The following is a 15,421-nucleotide window of genomic DNA, read 5'->3' on the forward strand; positions in this document are numbered from 1 at the left end:
CCGAGGTGGCCCTTCTGTCATTGTGCGCCCGGCTCGTCTGCCGCGATCGCGACCCCAGGGCGCGACATCAGGCTGTAGTAGAGCAGCGGGATCACCACCAGGGTGAGCAAGGTGGAGACCAGGATCCCGAAAATCAGGCTGATGGCCAGCCCGTTGAAGATGGGATCATCGAGGATGAACAGGGCCCCGATCATGGCCGCCAGCGCGGTCAGCATGATGGGTTTGGCCCGCACCTGCGCCGCTTCGATCACCGCCTGCTCGAACACCACGCCACTCGCCCGCTGCTGCTCGATGAAGTCCACCAGCAGGATGCTGTTGCGCACTATGATCCCGGCGAGCGCGATCATCCCGATCATCGAGGTGGCGGTAAACTGGGCCCCCAGCAGGGCGTGGCCCGGCATCACCCCGATAAGGGTGAGCGGAATGGGGGCCATGATGATAAGCGGCACCAGATAGGAGCGGAACTGGGCCACCACCAGCAGGTAGATAAGGATCATCCCCACCCCGTAGGCTAGCCCCATGTCGCGGAAGGTCTCGTAGGTGATCTTCCACTCCCCGTCCCACAACAGTGCTACCTCTCCCAGCTTGTCGGGCTGCTGCACGTAATACTGGGGCAGATCGATATCGGCGCCAGCGCTAAACATGCCGTAGAGCGGGCTGTCGGTATGGCCGCCCATGTCGGCCACCACCATCACCATGGGGCGCATGTTCTTGTGCATGATGTAGCCGGGAGCCACCTCATCGCGGCGGCTCACCAGCTCGGAGATCCGCACCAGCTGGCCGCTCTGGCTGCGCACCTTGAGGGCCAGTACGCCCGCCAGATCCCGTTTGTCACCGGGAGCGAGTTCGATGCGGATCGGTACCGGATACTTGGCGCCACGCCCCTGCAGCCAGCTGGCATCCTGATAGCCCACGCCCCCGTTGAGGGTCGCCACCAGCTCACCGAGATCGACCCCGAAGCGGGCCGCCTTGCTGCGATCCACCACCAGCCGCCACTTGGGCTGCGGGTCGGTCAGATAGATGTCCACGTCCACCAGATCCGGCGTCGCCACAAAACGGGCCTGTACGGCGCGAGCGGCCACTTCGCGGGCGGCCTGAGTCGGGCCATACACTTCCGCGACTATGGGGGACCAGACCGGCGGTCCCGGGGGCACCTCCACCACCTTGAGATTGCCCCCCGCCGCGCTGGCGATGGCCTGCAACGGTGCCCGCACCGACTGGGCAATCTGGTGGCTGCTGCGATGGCGCTCATGCTTGTCCACCAGATTGACCTGAATATCCCCCACGTTGGCGCCGCTGCGAATGAAGTAGTGGCGCACCAGCCCGTTGAAGTTGATGGGGGCCGCGCTGCCGGCGTAGATCTGGTAATCCTTCACCTCGGGCACCTTGGCGAGCTCCCGCCCGACCGCCAGCAGGGTGCGTTCGGTCTGCTCCAGGGTCGCCCCCTCCGGCATGTCGAGTATCAGCTGAAACTCCGACTTGTTGTCAAAGGGGAGCATCTTGAGCACCACCCACTGCACCATGGGCATGGCGGCGGCGCCCGCGACCAGCAGCAGGATGGCCAGCCAGAGTTTGCGCCTGGCCCTCCTGGCGCCTGCGCCCATCAGGAAAGGGGTCATCAGCCGGTGAAAGAGACCAGCCTTGGCCTCGCCGTGGGCACCGTGCGCCTCCCCCTTGAGCAAATGGCTCGCCAGCCAGGGGGAGAAGATAAAGGCCACCAGCAGGGAGATGAGCATCCCCATGCTGGCATTGATGGGGATGGGGCTCATGTAGGGGCCCATCAGCCCGCTGACAAAGGCCATCGGCAGCAGGGCCGCGATCACGGTCAGGGTCGCCAGTATGGTCGGCCCCCCCACCTCGTCCACCGCCCCCGGAATAAGATCCTTGAGCGCCCCCTTGCCCAGGCCACGATGGCGGTGGATGTTCTCCACCACCACGATGGCATCATCCACCAGAATGCCGATGGAGAAGATCAGCGCAAACAGCGACACCCGGTTGAGGGTAAAGCCCCACGTCCAGCTGGCAAACAGGGTCAGCGCCAGGGTGATGACGATGGCAACGCCCACCACCAGCGCCTCGCGCCACCCCATGCTCACCAGCACCAGCAATACCACCGCCGTGGTGGCAAAAATCAGCTTGCCGATCAGGGTGTTGGATTTGGTCTCGGCGGTGACGCCGTAGTCCCGGGTCACCGTCACCTCGACGCCGGCTGGAATGAGTCGATTCTTGAGGCTCTCGACCCGCGCTTCCACCCGCTTGGCCACCTCGACCGCGTTCTGGCCCGGCTGCTTGCCGATGGCCAGGGTCACCGCCGGATAACTGCGATCCCCCTGCCCCATCCAGCTGCGCTGCACCGGGGTCTCCTCCCCGAGCGACACGCTAGCCACATCACCGAGATAGACCGGCTTGTCGCCCTGCAGCCCCACCACCAATTCGCGGGCCTCCTGCTCGCTTTGCAGGAACTGTCCCACCTGCACCTTGATCTCCCGGTTGTCCTGCACCACGGCCTGCTCGCTGCCCACCTGATTGGCGGCGGCAAGCCGCTGGTTCAGCTCGCTCCAGCCGATGCCGTGGGCACTGAGGGCCGCCGGATCCGGCATCACCCGCAGCACGGCACGCTGGCCCCCCAGACTGTAGATATCGCGGGTACCGGGAATGCGCTTGAGTTCGGTCTCCAGCTCATGGGCAACCCGGGTCAGCTCGGGGGCGCCCAGTTGCTTGCCCCCCTCTTTGCTCCACTCTTTGCTCCATAAGGTCAGACTGACGATGGGGACATCATCGATCCCCCGGGGTTTTACCAGTGGTTGCCCGACCCCGATCCCCTGTGGCAACCAGTCACGGTGGGAGTCGAGCTGGTTGTTGAGATCGACGATGGCCTGCTCGCGGCTTACCCCTACCTTGAACACCACCACCAGCAGGGCGCCATCGGGTTGGGAAAAAGAGTAGAGGGTATCAATTCCCTTTATCTGGGAGACCACCTGCTCGGCAGGGGTAGTAACGAGGGATTCCACCTCTGCCGGAGTGGCTCCCGGGAAAGGGATATAGACATCGGCGAAGGTGACATCGATCTGCGGCTCCTCCTCCTTGGGGGTCACCAGCACCGCAAACAGACCGAGCAAGAGCCCCACCAGCGCCAGCAGCGGGGTGATGGCCGAGCCCTGAAACAGCGCCGCCAGCCGACCGGCAAGTCCCAGCCTCTCCTTGTTGCCGTTCAGCTCGCTACTCATGGGCCACCGCCTGCTGGCGAGCCCAGCCATCCGCCGCGACCTGATCGCCACTCTGGACGCCCGCCAGAATGTCGCACTGCGCCCCCTGACAGTGACCCACCCGCACCGGCGTCAGCGCCCAGCCATCCCCCTGTTTGAGGTAGAGACCGCTGAACTCACCCTGTCTGAGCAGGGCCTGCTCCGGCACTTGCAACACCTGACGCTCGCCCTGCTTGAGCTGCACCTTGAGCCACATGCCGGGCAGCCCCCCCGCGGTTTGCGGCGGCAAGTCGAGGCGCAGCCTGAAGGCGTGGCTCTGGCTGTCGGCATAGTTGAAGCGGATTAATTTGATCGGGGTAACAGACTTGCCATCGGGCAGCAGCACCTGCACATCCGCAGGCTCACGAGCAAGCGTCAGGGCGGATTGGGGCAACTCCACCTCCACCCGCAGTGTGTCTAGGGAGAAGCCGGAGAGCAGCGGGGTACCGGGGGCCACCGTCTCCCCCAGCTCCACCAGCCGCTTGGTCACCACCCCGGCGTAAGGGGCCAGAATGCGGGTATAGCCGTAAGCCTCGCGGGCCTGAGTGAGGGCGGCATCGGCAGCGTTTACCTCTGCGCGAGCGGCGCGATCCGTCGCCTGGGCACTGTCGAGCTGGGCGCGGGTGATCACCCCTTTGGCGATCAGCGCCTGAAAACGGGCAAGCTGGCGCTCTGCCTCCACCTGCTGGGCCTGCGCCCGGGCCAGCCGCGCCTGGGCACCCGTGACGGCGGCAAACTGCTCCTTGCCGCTGATCTCCAGCAGGGGTTGCCCGGCGACGACCTCATCGTTCACATCCACCAGCATGCGAGAGACCCGGCCGCTGGTCTGGGCCGCTACCGTCCCCTGATGGATGGCACTGACGGTGCCATCCAGGGTGAGCCAGTCGGTCACCTGACGAGGGGCAAGGGTCAGGGTTGCATCACCATTCACCTCGGCAGACCATGTTATCGGAGAGACAAGAGCGGAGACCACGGCCAGCATGGTGGCCCCCAGCACGCGGATCTGTTCCATGATATTCCTCCTTCCCCGACACTAGGGGCAATCCATTCAGGCCGAGCGGGGGTGACCGCGCTTCTCCCGCACCTTCACCCAAACCCGATCAACAAGCAAAATCCCGGCCACCATGGCGGCGACAAACAACAGTACCATGGGCTGGCCGCTGGAAATGAGACTCAAGCCTGGCCCCGGGCAGATCCCTGCCAGCCCCCAGCCAATACCGAACAAGGCAGAACCCCCGATGAGGCGGCGATCCAGTTTGGGGGCCGGCACGCTGGCCATGGGTTCCCCCAGCAAACTGCGCTTGAGCGGTTTGACCAGCAGGAAGTAACCCGGCATGAACGCCAGCAGTGCCCCGCCCATCACGAACGCCAGACTGGGATCCCAGTGACCCGCCAGGTCGAGAAACCCGATGACCCGGGCCGGATCTATCATGCCGGAGATGGCAAGACCCAGACCAAACAGCAGACCCGCGAGCAAACTTGTCAACAATGCCATGATGATCAACCTGTTATAAAACGTGGTGGGTGAGAAAGACGGTGATAAAGCCGGCCGCCATAAAGGTGAGGGTGGCGACGATGGAGCGCACTGAAAGCCGCCCCATGCCGCAGATGCCGTGGCCACTGGTGCAGCCATTGCCAAGGCGGGTGCCAACCCCGACCAGCAGCCCGGCCAGCAGCACCAGCGGCCAACCGGGCAGGGTGCTGAATGCGGGCATGCTGGCCCAGCCCAGGCTCAGTGCCAGCCAGGCCCCCGCCCCCAGTCCCAGCAGAAACAGCACCCGCCACGGCGCCCTGTGTTGCAGCGCACCGGCCAGAATGCCGCTGATCCCGGCCACCCGGCCGTTGAACAGCATCAGGATCAGGCCCGCGAACCCCACCAGCATGCCGCCGCCCAGAGAGAGCAGCCATTGGCTTTCCATCATCGAGATTCCTTATTTTCTGAGTGACAAAAATGGGTTTGCAGCGCCGCCAGCACATCGATGGCGGCCTCGCTCACCAGCGAGTAGTAGATCTGCTGGGAGACCTTGCGCGAGCGGATAAGGCCCTGGCGCTTCAATACCGACAGTTGCTGGGAGAAGGCCGACTGGCCGAGCTGGCTGTGGGCCAGCAACTCCCCGACCCCCTTCTCCCCCTCCACCAGCTGGCAGAGCACCAGCAACCGCTCGGGATGAGCCAGCGCCTTGAGCAGGGAGGCGGCGGCTGTCGCGTGTCTGTTCATCTCGTCGAATTGGCTCATGGGAGTAAATTAGCAATTGCTGATATTTGGTTCTATTGTATAAAGCGACACTAAATTAGCAATGCCTAAATTAACTAAGGAGAAGGTCATGACGGTAGATAACGGAGTCAGTGTCGTCGCGGGCTGCATGTTGCTGCTCTCGCTGCTGCTCACCGCCTGGGTGCACCCGGGGTTTGTCTGGCTGAGCGTCTTTGTCGGGGTCAATCTGATCCAGAGCGCCTTCACCGGTTTCTGTCCGGCCGCGATGCTTCTCAAGCGGCTGGGGCTGAAATAGCGTGACGGGTAACGAGGGGGAGAGCAGGAGGTGGAACGAGGGCGGTGAGGGTGCTCACCGCCCTTTCATCGTCCTGGCGGTAGCCAGCCGGCCCCGATTATTGACAAACTTGTATCTAAATGTTGCTGAAAGGGTGATGAGGCTTTACCTCACCGCTCTGGATGAGTACCATCAGGCCGTCAATCAACAGCGGAGACCATCAGTGGGCAACTCATCAAGTGACAGTTGTAGACCGACCCTCGTCGTCGGTACCCGGGTCGCGAGCTAGCCGCAGGTCTTCCTCTGCCGCATGCTCGCAGCCCTGCGAGAAGCGGAAATCCACTCCCCTCTTCTCTTTTTTACACTTGACGTCAGGTGACCTGGCTTTGCCATGACACCTTGCCTGCATAGTTTCTGCTTCCCACAAGGAGGCTGCTATGCGTTTTATTTCAACTCTGTCCGTATCCAACCGGACTCACCCCCTGCTGAGCAGACTGGGCCGCGGCTTGCTGCCGCTCTGGCTGCGTGGTAAACCGCGCCAGCACCACTACCGGCTGCAGATCCGTTGCGAGGATCGGGCCGACATGGAGCAGGTGCTGGATCTGGTGAACCACACCCTGCAACCGGCGGGCCTGCAACCCCTGCAGTCCCTGCGACCCGGTCGCAGCGGCGGGCGGGAGCTGGTGCTCAACCTGCACTGCACCCCGCCCCAGCGTCGCTATCTGGTGCAGTTCGTGCATCAGGTGGGAGTACATCACCCGGTTCGCTGGGAGCTGCATCCCCGCCGCGACCCCGAACTCGTGCTCAATTGATCGTGCACGACTGATATCCGGGGCCAGCCATGCTGGCCCCTTTCAATCCGTTTCACCGCCCTGCCCGCCATCCTGGATGGACGGGCCGGGCGCCTCGTGCGTGTTTCTCGTCAACTCATGGCCTGCACGCACGGGGCCGTTGGCGGGGGTACCGTCCCCTCGCCCGCCTTCAGAAAGGCCATCTGCAACAGAAGGAGTACGCCATGAGAATGTGGCAGCAATTCGACATGATCTCTCTGCTCGACACCCTGGCCAGCCTGCTGCTGGCCTTCGTGCTGGGCAGCCTGGTGGGACTGGAGCGCCAGTATCGCCAGCGCACCGCGGGCCTGCGCACCAACGTGCTGGTAGCGGTGGGCGCGGCCCTGTTCGTCAACCTGGCCCAGCGCATCTATGACCTGCACGGCGGCACCTATGGGGTGGTACACGTGGTGGCCTACATCGTCTCCGGTATCGGCTTTCTCGGCGCCGGCGTCATCATGCGCGAGTCCGGCAACATCCGCGGCATCAACACCGCGGCCACCCTGTGGGGCGTGGCGGCGGTCGGTGCCGCCAGCGGGGCCGGGCTGGCCATGGAGGCGATCCTCGGCGCCTTGTTTGTGCTGGCCGCCAACACCCTGCTGCGCCCGCTGGTCAACCAGATCAACCGCCGTCCGGTGGACAACACCGACACCGAGGTGACCTACCGGGTGACCGCCCTCACCCAGCGCGAGTACCAGAAGGAGGTGCTGCACTGGCTGGAAGAGATGCTGGAGCAGGCCAACTACCCGTTGAGCGAGCTCGACATCGAGCCCTTCGGCGAGCGGGATCTGGAAATATCCGCGGTGCTGCTGGCCACCTCCATCGATGGCGACGAGCTCGACGCTCTGATGGTGAAGCTCGGCATCCACCCCCACATCAAGCAGGTATTCTGGCGCGCCAGTACCACCGACTGACACCAGACTCCGCCATTGAAAATGCAAAAGCCCCGCCACTGCCGGCGGGGCTTTTGCACTTCAGGATGCGGGGAGCTCAGGCGACCCGGGCAGCCCGCTGACTGCGCCAGCGAATGCGCGGATTGATCACCTGGGCGGTCTGGGGCGGCGGGTTGCCCGCAATAAGCTTTTGCATCAGCTCGAAGGTCGCCCGGGCCAGGGCCGGACAATCCTGGGCCACCGAGTCGATGCGCATGGGGATGCAGTCGAGCAGGTCATGATCGTCGAAGGTGCACAGCCGCATACCCGTCTCCATCAGCCCCGCCTCGTTGAGGTAGCGCAGCACCCCCTCCAGCAGGGTGAAGGAGGCAGTGAAGAGCCCCTTGGGGGGCGCGCCGAGCTCGGCCACCAGCTCGGCCATCAACTGATAGCCCGAGCTTGGCTGGTAGTCGCGGTGGCGCACCCGGGTAGGGTCCGCCTCCAGCCCGGCGCGGTGCAGCCCCAGCTCATAGCCTGCCAGCCGGTGACGGCTGGGGGAGAGGTCCAGCAGGCCGCCGAAGTAGTAAATCTCCTCGCCGCACTGGCCGGCCATCTCCTGCACCAGCTCGGCGGTGGCCTTGCAAGCATCGGAGATCACCATGGGCAGGCGCGACTCGCCGATGTGGCGGTCGAGCTGCACCACCGGCAGGCGGTCGTGAATGCGGGCATAGATATCGTCGCTGTGGCCGCTGGAGGCGACGATGAGACCGTCCACCTGGCGGCTGATGAGATTGTCCACCACCCGCTGCTCCAGGGTAGGGTCATCCTCGGAGCAGGCGATAAGCAGCTGGATCCCCGCCTCCCGGCAGTGCGCCTCGAGGGCGCGGGCGATGCTGGCAAAGCCGAAGTTGGTGAGGTCGGGGATCACCAGCCCCCAGGTGTAACTGCGGGTCTCGCGCAGGGCGCGGGCATGAAAGCTCGGCTGGTAGTGGCACTCGTCCGCCACCGCCTGGATCCGCTTGCGGGTGTCATCGGCGATGCGGTACTCCGCACTCTTGCCGTTGAGCACCAGACTGGCGGTCGCCTTGGACACCCCCGCCAACTCGGCTATCTGGGCAATCGTGATCCGTTTCTTCTTCTCCACCTGGCCTCCCGGCAAACTGACACCGGGCTATTGTACTAGGCAGGCCGCCAGCGGCCAGTGATCGAGGCAAATTTTGCCGCCCGCGACCGGTTTACCCGGCGCAAGCTGCGGCCCCGGTCCCGGGAAGTAGCGCGCCGACAGGGTATGGCGGCCGCCATCGACGAAACACTCGAGGCTGGAGCGATCGCACAAGACGGTGATGCCGCCGCCCAGCCAGGAGCAGCATCGCTCCTCCCACTCCCCGCTCTGCCAGTTCAGGCGGCGCAGCACCAGGCGCCCCGGCTGCCAGACGAGCTCGGCCACGGCGCCAAACCAGAGGCTCCCCTCGCCGCACAGACTCAGATCGAGCCAGGCCGAATCGATGGCCAGCCCCGGAAATTCGCCGAGCGCCCCCTCGAAGCGGGTCTGTTCTCCCTTCAGTGCCGCCAGCTCCGCCACCGGCCGCTGGCAGAGCCAGTCGCCTTGCCAGAACAGCTCCCGCGGGCAGCTCATCTGGTGGATCCAGCCGTGAGCGACAGTCGGTTGGCTCATCTCGTTCTCCTCCGGCAATCCCAGCCAGCCGAACAGGAGGCGCCGCCCCTGGCTATCCTGGGTGGTCTGGGGGGCATAGAACTCGAAGCCCCGGTCCAGCTCGTGGAAATCCCCGTGCGCGAAGTGCTCGCCGTCGAAGTCGCCCGCCAGCCAGCCGCACTGGTAGAGGTTGCGATAATCCTCTCCCCGGGGGGCAATCCCCTGCGGGCAGCTGATCATCACATGGCGCTCACCAAACGCAAAGAGATCCGGGCACTCCCACATATAGCCAAACTCACCGAGCCCTCCGCGCCCGCTGCCGGCGATGGGGCCCACCAGCGTCCAGGCATCCAGCGCGTCGCCGCGATAGAGCAGCACTTCGCCCTTGTCATCCAGGGTGCGGGCCCCCAGCACCATCAGCCACTGCCGGCCGTCGTGCCACACCTTGGGGTCGCGCACATGGCCGCTGTAGCCTTCAGGCAATTCCAGCACGGGGCCCAGCTTGGCAAAGCCCCCCTCATCGTCGGCGCGGGCCAGACACTGATAGGCGGTGCGGCTGCCGTCCGGGTATTTGACGTTGCCGGTATAGATGAGGGTCAGGCGCCCCTGCTCGTCGCTCACCGCCGAGCCCGAATAGCAGCCGTGGCTCTCATACTCCTCGGTGGGCAGCAGCGCCACTGGCTCGTGCTGCCAGTGCAACAGATCGGTGGAGCTGACATGCCCCCAGCTTTTGTTGCGATGCTCGCAGCCGAGCGGATTCCACTGGTAGAAGAGGTGGTAGCGCCCACCGTGCTCGATAAAGCCGTTGGGGTCGTTGAGCAGCCCCACCGGGGCCGCCAGGTGCCAGCGCGGCCGATGGGGATCGGCCGCCGCCTTGAGCTGTCCGGCCAGCAGCGACCGGACAATCTGGTTGAGCAATGCAACGTCCTTCATCACTCCACCTTGTACTTGAGCAGGTAAGAGGCGACGAAGGCGGCGCCAAAGGCGATCACCAGCCCGACAATGTAGTGGATGAGGCTCATGGGCTGGACGATGGCCATGCCGGGAATACCGGTCAGCCCCACCGCCGTCATGCCGACCTTGGCCGCCACCACGTAGGCGCCGCCGCAGGCCCCGCCAAACAAGCCGGCCAGGAAGGGCTTGATGTAGCGCAGGTTGACACCAAAGATGGCAGCCTCGGTGATGCCGAGCAGGCAGGACATGGCCGCCGGCACCGTGATGGCCTTGATCTTGACGTCACGGGTCTTGAAGTAGACCGCGAGACAAGCGCCGCCCTGGGCCACGTTGGCCATGGCCCAGATGGGCAGCAGGAAGTTGACGCCGATCTGCGGATTGGCCAGCAGCCCCGCCTCGATGGCGTGGAAGCTGTGGTGGATGCCGGTGATGACGATCAGCGAATAGGTGCCGCCGAACACCAGCCCCGCCAGCCAGCCGGCCTGCTCATAGAGGGCGCTCAGGCCGAACGAGATGCCATCCCCCAGCACCCGCCCGGCGGGGCCGATGAAGAGCAGCGCCACGAAGCCGGTGATGATGACGGTCAAAAACGGGGTGAGGATCAGATCCAGCGCGTCCGGAATGCGCTTGCGCAGCTGTTTCTCCAGGTGGGACATGAACCAGACCGCCAGCAGCACCGGGAAGACGGTGCCCTGGTAGCCGATCATGGCCACGTCCAGCCCGAAGAAGTCCATGGTCTTGAAGCCCCCGGCCACCCCCCAGGCGTTGGTCAGCGCCGGGTGGGTGAGAATGCCGCCGAGGGTCGCACCCAGATAGGGATTGCCGCCAAACTCCCGCGCCGCCGTAAAGCCGATCAGGATCGGCAAAATGATGAAGGCCGCCGAACTGAACATGTCGAGCATCACAAACAGGGCGCTGTCGGCGTTGACCCAGCCGTAGGTGCGCACCATGCCGAGCAGCCCCATCAGCAGACCCGAGGCGACGATGGCCGGAATGATCGGCACAAAGATGTTGGAGAGGGTCCGCGCCAGCCGCTGGGCCACGTTGAGCTTGGCCGTCGCCAGATCGGTCAGCTCCGCCTTGCTGGCGGTGCCGGTCCCGGTCAGCGCCACGAACTCCGCATAGACCTTGTTGACCAGACCGGTGCCGAAGATCACCTGGATCTGGCCCGCGTTGCTGAAGCACCCCTTGACCCCCTCCAGCTTGTCGATGGCGGCCTTGTTCACCTTGCTGTCGTCCGCCAGCACCAGCCGCAGCCGGGTGGCGCAGTGGGCGGCGCTGACGATGTTCTCCCTGCCCCCGAGCAGGGGCACCAGATCCTTGGCTATCGCACTGATATTCATATTCTTCCTCTTATGGCCCGCCACGCTGGCGGGCCCTAGTCACATGAGAGTAGGGGCTGTCGAGCCGGGCTTCTAGCCGCAGCTCAACAGCCGCTTGCGCCTGATCGCAAAAATTTATCCAGTTCAGAGCGGGTCGGCAGCGCCGTCATCGCTCCCTTGGCGGTGGTGGCAAGCGCCCCGCAGCCGTGGGCCTGGGCCAGGATGGCGGGCAGCTCGGCCAGCGTCGGCAGCGATGAACGCCCGGACAGGGCCGCCAGCAGACCGGCGACGAAGGCGTCCCCCGCCCCAGTGGTGTCTAGCGGGGTCACCTTGGGCCCTACCCACTCCAACTGCTCGCCACCCAGACGGGCCACCACACCGGCCGCCCCACGGGTGACCAGCACCAGCGCCGGCCCCGCCATGGTGGCGAGCCCCGCCGCCAGATCATCCAGACCGCTCAGCAGTTGCAGCTCCTCCACCGACAGCTTGACCACATCCGCCAAGGCAATGGCCTCGCGCACCAGCGGCAGCATCTCGGCCGGGTTGCCCCACACCTCGGGCCTCAGGTTAGGGTCGAAGCAGACCCGCCCGCCTGCCGCCTTGATGGCTGCCATGGCCTGCAGGCAGCTGGTGCGCACCGGTTCGTTGGCGAGCGCAATGGAGCAGGTGAGCAGCCACTGACCGGCGTCGAAGCGGGGCAACTCATTCGGAGTGAGGTACTGGTCGGCGCTGGGACGCACCATGAAGGTAAAGCTGCGCTCTCCCTCGTCATCCAGTGCCACCAGCACGGTAGAGGTGCGATGGTCAGGATCGAGCCGCAGCGCAGCGATATCCACCCCCTCCCCGCTCAGGGAGTCGGCCATAAAGCGGCCGAACGGATCGGCACCGACCCGGCCGATAAAGGCCGCCTCACCGCCAAGCCGAGCCACACCAACCGCCACATTGGCCGGCGCGCCACCCGGACACTGGAGGTAGTGCCGCTCCCCTTCCGGGATCAAGTCCACCACCGCATCCCCCATTACCCACACACGATTCGTCACCTTGCTACTCCACTGCTGCATCGGATCGACTGCCAAACCCGGATTCTGTTCTGTTGGCTGGCATTATCAGCTAAACCGTTTTAGCCAACCAATAGATCCCGGCACCAGCTGCCATTTTTGTGATCGGGATAACGAACTAGAACCAGGTTTCCATCTGCACGCCAAAGTTCCATTCACCGCCGGCGGTGAAGTTGCTCTGGCCCATGGCATCGTTGCTGGCGTAGTGGTCGAGCTCGGAAGACCAGTCCATCCAGGTGACGAACACCCGCAACTCGGGCCGCTCGAAGAAACCGGCGGTCTGCGCCTTGAAGGTGGGGGCGAAAGTGAGCTTGGTGAAGTCGCCGCTCACCGCCTGGCGACCCTTGTAGCCCTTGGGATCCAGGTCCATGTACTGCCAGGTAGCCTCGTAGACCAGCTCGACGTTCTGGCTCAGCACCTGGGCCAGCCGGCCATTGAGGGTCACCCAGCGGTATTCGTCCCCCTTCACGTAACGATCCTTGCTCTGCTCGGCCAGCAGGGCCGGGGCGATACGCCAGCGCGGGGCAAGGTCGGTGGCACCAAACACGGCGACCCGCACCGCATCGGCGTCCGGCAGCAGCTCGCTGTCGGAGCCCAGCCCCTTGAGCTCGGCACCCAGGCCATGGCCATACAGCACGGCCGCCTTGGAGAAGCCGGGGTTGATGCCAAAGAAGCTGTCGGCGTGGTAGGCCAGCAGAGTGTGCGCCCCCTTGTTCGCCGCTTCGCGGCCCGCGCCGCCATCGTTGGTGCGTGCCTCGTTGTCCTTGGCGGAGAGGCCGTTCACCATCCACTGCCAGTTGCCAACGCGGTTGTTCATGGTGAGGATGTAGCTCTCGATGTCGGAGAGGCCGCTGGCGCTGATGTCGCCGTAGTCACGCCCGTAGAGAGAGAAGTTGGCCTTCCAGCTGTCGGCCAGCTGCACGTCGTAGACGCCGCCGCCGGTGCCGGCCAGGAACACCACGTCCGAGTCGAGCCAGTGGATGTCGAAGTTGTCCCGGTCAAAGCGCTTGCCCGCCCACAGCACCGCATTCTTGAAGGGGCCGTCGAAGCTCGCCAAATTGCCGATCTCGGCAAAGACCTGACGGGTGTTGAGGCTCGAATCGCTGGCGGTCCAGTCGTTGCTGGTCTCCACCCCGTCCGCCAGCATCAGCTTGTAGCGGGCCCAGCTGCCATCGGCGAAGGTCTGGGTCTTCAGCAGGTTGGCCTCCATGTAGGTGTCATCCTCGTTGCCAAGGCGACCCACGGCGCCGCCTACCGAGCCGGCCGGGGTGACGTAGGGGCCGCCGCGGCCCCCGTTGCCATTGCCGTTGACCAAGAGGCCCGAGCGGGCATAACCGTGGAACTCGAAGCCCTGGGCCCCGGCGGTCTGCTTGTCCACCTTCTCGCTCTGGGCCTCATCGGCCCGCGCTTCCGCGGCGGTGGCTCGCGCCTCGGCTGCCTGCACCCGCGCCTCCAGCGCCGCCAGACGGGCCTCGATACCGCCATCCGCCGCCCACAGCGGGCTGCTCATCCCCAATCCCAGCGCTACCGCCAGCGCCAACTTGTTCTTGCACATCGTCATCGTCCTCACCTGTCATCTGTTGCCCGGTCGGGCCTGTTGTTATCGACGACGAGAGCATAGCTAAACCAATTTAGCTAACTCAATATGCCAGCTAAACCGTTTCAGCCACAGTGTGAGCGGGATAACATTCGTACAGCAGGAATTGGCGGAAGTTGTGAGGAAGATCCCTCATCGGGATCCACTCAACAAGCGGGGATCTTGCTAAAACAGGGACAAAAAAAGAGCCGGCACAAGGCCGGCTCTTTATCTCTGGGTCGCGAAAATCAGCTGGTCAGATCGTCGAAGAAGCGTTTCACCCCTTCGAAGAAGCCTTCCGATTTCGGCTTGTGGGTCTTGGCGGCGGCGCCGCTGAAGGACTCGTCCAGCTGGCGCAGCAGCTCTTTCTGGGACTCGGTCAACTTGACCGGGGTCTCCACCACCACCTTGCACATCAGATCCCCCACCTGGCCGGAGCGCACGGACTTCACGCCCTTGCCCCGCATGCGGAACATCTTGCCGGTCTGGGTCTCCGGGGTGACCTTGAGCTTGACCCGGCCATCCAGGGTCGGCACTTCGATCTCGCCACCCAGGGCTGCCGCGGTAAAGCTGATGGGCACTTCGCAGTAGAGGTTGTTGCCGTCACGCACGAAGATTTCGTGCTCCTTGACGTGTACCTGTACGTACAGATCGCCCGCCGGTGCACCGGCTTCCCCCGCTTCCCCTTCGCCGGAGAGACGGATGCGATCGCCGGTGTCGACGCCAGCCGGGATCTTGACCGACAGGGTCTTGGTCTTCTGGTAGCGACCCTCGCCATGGCACTTGCGGCACGGATCCTTGATGATCTTGCCGCGACCATGGCAGTGCGGGCACGCCTGCTGCACCGCGAAGAAGCCCTGACGCATCTGCACCTGGCCGGAGCCGTGGCAGGTCGGGCAGGTCTGGGCCGAGCTGCCGGTATGGGCACCGGAGCCGTTACAGACTTCACAGTGGACCAGGGTCGGCACCTTGATCTCCTTGGAGACCCCGCGTACCGCCTCTTCCAGCGTCAGCTCCATGGTGTAGCGCAGATCGGAGCCACGGGCCGGGCCACGACGGCCACCGCCACGGCTGCCACCAAAAATATCGCCAAACACGTCGCCGAAGATGTCGCCGAAATCGGCACCGCCGCCAAAGCCGCCGTGGCCACCGCCACCCTGGCTCTGATCCACGCCGGCATGGCCGTACTGGTCATAGCGGGCACGCAGATTGGCATCGGTCAGGATCTCGTAGGCTTCCTTGACCTCTTTGAACTTCTCTTCGGCCCCGGCATCGCCCTGGTTGCGGTCAGGGTGATACTTCATGGCCAGACGCTTGTACGCCTTCTTGATCTCGCGTTCGTCGGCATCCTTGGATACCCCGAGCACTTCGTAGAAATCGCGCTTCGACATACTTATCCTGTTGCTATATCAGCAGTTACG

Annotated in this window: 14 protein-coding genes; 3 read left to right on the forward strand and 11 right to left on the reverse strand. The window is 64.6% G+C overall.

Annotated features, from left to right (window positions below; all coding sequences use genetic code 11):
• Positions 1–17 precede the first annotated feature (17 nt).
• Genes PG900_RS12840 through PG900_RS12860 form a run of 5 tightly spaced genes read right to left on the reverse strand, consistent with a single transcriptional unit; the run spans position 18 to position 5,481 of the window.
• Positions 18–3,227: an efflux RND transporter permease subunit gene (locus tag PG900_RS12840; RefSeq protein ID WP_270831564.1), complete on the reverse strand. Its 3,210-nt coding sequence runs from the start codon at positions 3,225–3,227 to the stop codon at positions 18–20.
• Positions 3,220–4,257 carry an efflux RND transporter periplasmic adaptor subunit gene (locus PG900_RS12845; protein ID WP_270831565.1) on the reverse strand — a complete coding sequence of 346 codons (1,038 nt, stop codon included), beginning with the start codon at positions 4,255–4,257 and terminating at the stop codon, positions 3,220–3,222. The genes PG900_RS12840 and PG900_RS12845 overlap by 8 nt, the downstream gene beginning before the upstream one ends.
• A 36-nt stretch (positions 4,258–4,293) precedes the next feature.
• Positions 4,294–4,740, reverse strand: a complete 447-nt coding sequence (locus PG900_RS12850; protein WP_270831566.1) for a YeeE/YedE family protein — start codon at positions 4,738–4,740, stop codon at positions 4,294–4,296.
• Positions 4,741–4,753: 13 nt separating this feature from the next.
• Entirely contained in the window at positions 4,754–5,167 is a 414-nt protein-coding gene (locus tag PG900_RS12855) for a YeeE/YedE family protein (RefSeq protein WP_270831567.1), read from the reverse strand.
• Positions 5,164–5,481, reverse strand: coding sequence for an ArsR/SmtB family transcription factor (locus PG900_RS12860; RefSeq protein ID WP_130631995.1), 318 nt, complete (start codon positions 5,479–5,481; stop codon positions 5,164–5,166). Before PG900_RS12860 ends, PG900_RS12855 begins: the two co-directional genes overlap by 4 nt.
• 88 nt (positions 5,482–5,569) lie before the next feature.
• On the opposite strand from PG900_RS12860, the gene PG900_RS12865 reads away from it, so the two are divergent.
• From PG900_RS12865 to PG900_RS12875, 3 genes are all read left to right on the forward strand, one after another.
• Positions 5,570–5,755 carry a YgaP family membrane protein gene (locus PG900_RS12865; protein WP_269382949.1) on the forward strand — a complete coding sequence of 62 codons (186 nt, stop codon included), beginning with the start codon at positions 5,570–5,572 and terminating at the stop codon, positions 5,753–5,755.
• A 416-nt stretch (positions 5,756–6,171) separates the two neighbouring features.
• Complete coding sequence (locus PG900_RS12870; protein ID WP_011706773.1) at positions 6,172–6,546, forward strand: hypothetical protein; 375 nt, start codon at positions 6,172–6,174, stop codon at positions 6,544–6,546.
• Positions 6,547–6,749: 203 nt separating this feature from the next.
• A complete protein-coding gene (locus tag PG900_RS12875; RefSeq protein ID WP_024945078.1) occupies positions 6,750–7,478 on the forward strand; it encodes an MgtC/SapB family protein in 729 nt (242 codons plus the stop codon).
• A gap of 76 nt (positions 7,479–7,554) precedes the next feature.
• Here PG900_RS12875 and PG900_RS12880 read toward each other — a convergent pair whose 3' ends face one another.
• The 6 genes from PG900_RS12880 to dnaJ form a co-directional block, all read right to left on the reverse strand.
• Positions 7,555–8,580, reverse strand: coding sequence for a substrate-binding domain-containing protein (locus PG900_RS12880; RefSeq protein WP_029299605.1), 1,026 nt, complete (start codon positions 8,578–8,580; stop codon positions 7,555–7,557).
• 27 nt (positions 8,581–8,607) lie between these two features.
• On the reverse strand, positions 8,608–10,023 hold the full coding sequence (locus tag PG900_RS12885) for a glycoside hydrolase family 32 protein (protein WP_270800362.1): 1,416 nt from the start codon (positions 10,021–10,023) through the stop codon (positions 8,608–8,610).
• A complete protein-coding gene (locus PG900_RS12890) occupies positions 10,023–11,387 on the reverse strand; it encodes a sucrose-specific PTS transporter subunit IIBC (protein WP_270800364.1) in 1,365 nt (454 codons plus the stop codon). The genes PG900_RS12885 and PG900_RS12890 overlap by 1 nt, the downstream gene beginning before the upstream one ends.
• A gap of 83 nt (positions 11,388–11,470) precedes the next feature.
• The gene (locus PG900_RS12895; RefSeq protein WP_270800484.1) at positions 11,471–12,427 is read right to left on the reverse strand and encodes an aminoimidazole riboside kinase; all 957 of its coding nucleotides are present in this window, start codon (positions 12,425–12,427) and stop codon (positions 11,471–11,473) included.
• 115 nt (positions 12,428–12,542) lie between these two features.
• Positions 12,543–13,985 (reverse strand): carbohydrate porin, encoded by a 1,443-nt coding sequence (locus PG900_RS12900; protein WP_270831568.1) that lies wholly within the window; start codon positions 13,983–13,985, stop codon positions 12,543–12,545.
• 263 nt (positions 13,986–14,248) lie between these two features.
• Positions 14,249–15,391 (reverse strand): molecular chaperone DnaJ, encoded by a 1,143-nt coding sequence (gene dnaJ, locus PG900_RS12905; protein ID WP_011706780.1) that lies wholly within the window; start codon positions 15,389–15,391, stop codon positions 14,249–14,251.
• Between the last annotated feature and the right edge of the window lie 30 nt (positions 15,392–15,421).

The sequence above is a fragment of the Aeromonas sp. QDB03 genome (assembly GCF_027707985.1).
In the GTDB taxonomy this organism is placed as follows: Bacteria; Pseudomonadota; Gammaproteobacteria; order Enterobacterales; family Aeromonadaceae; genus Aeromonas; species Aeromonas hydrophila.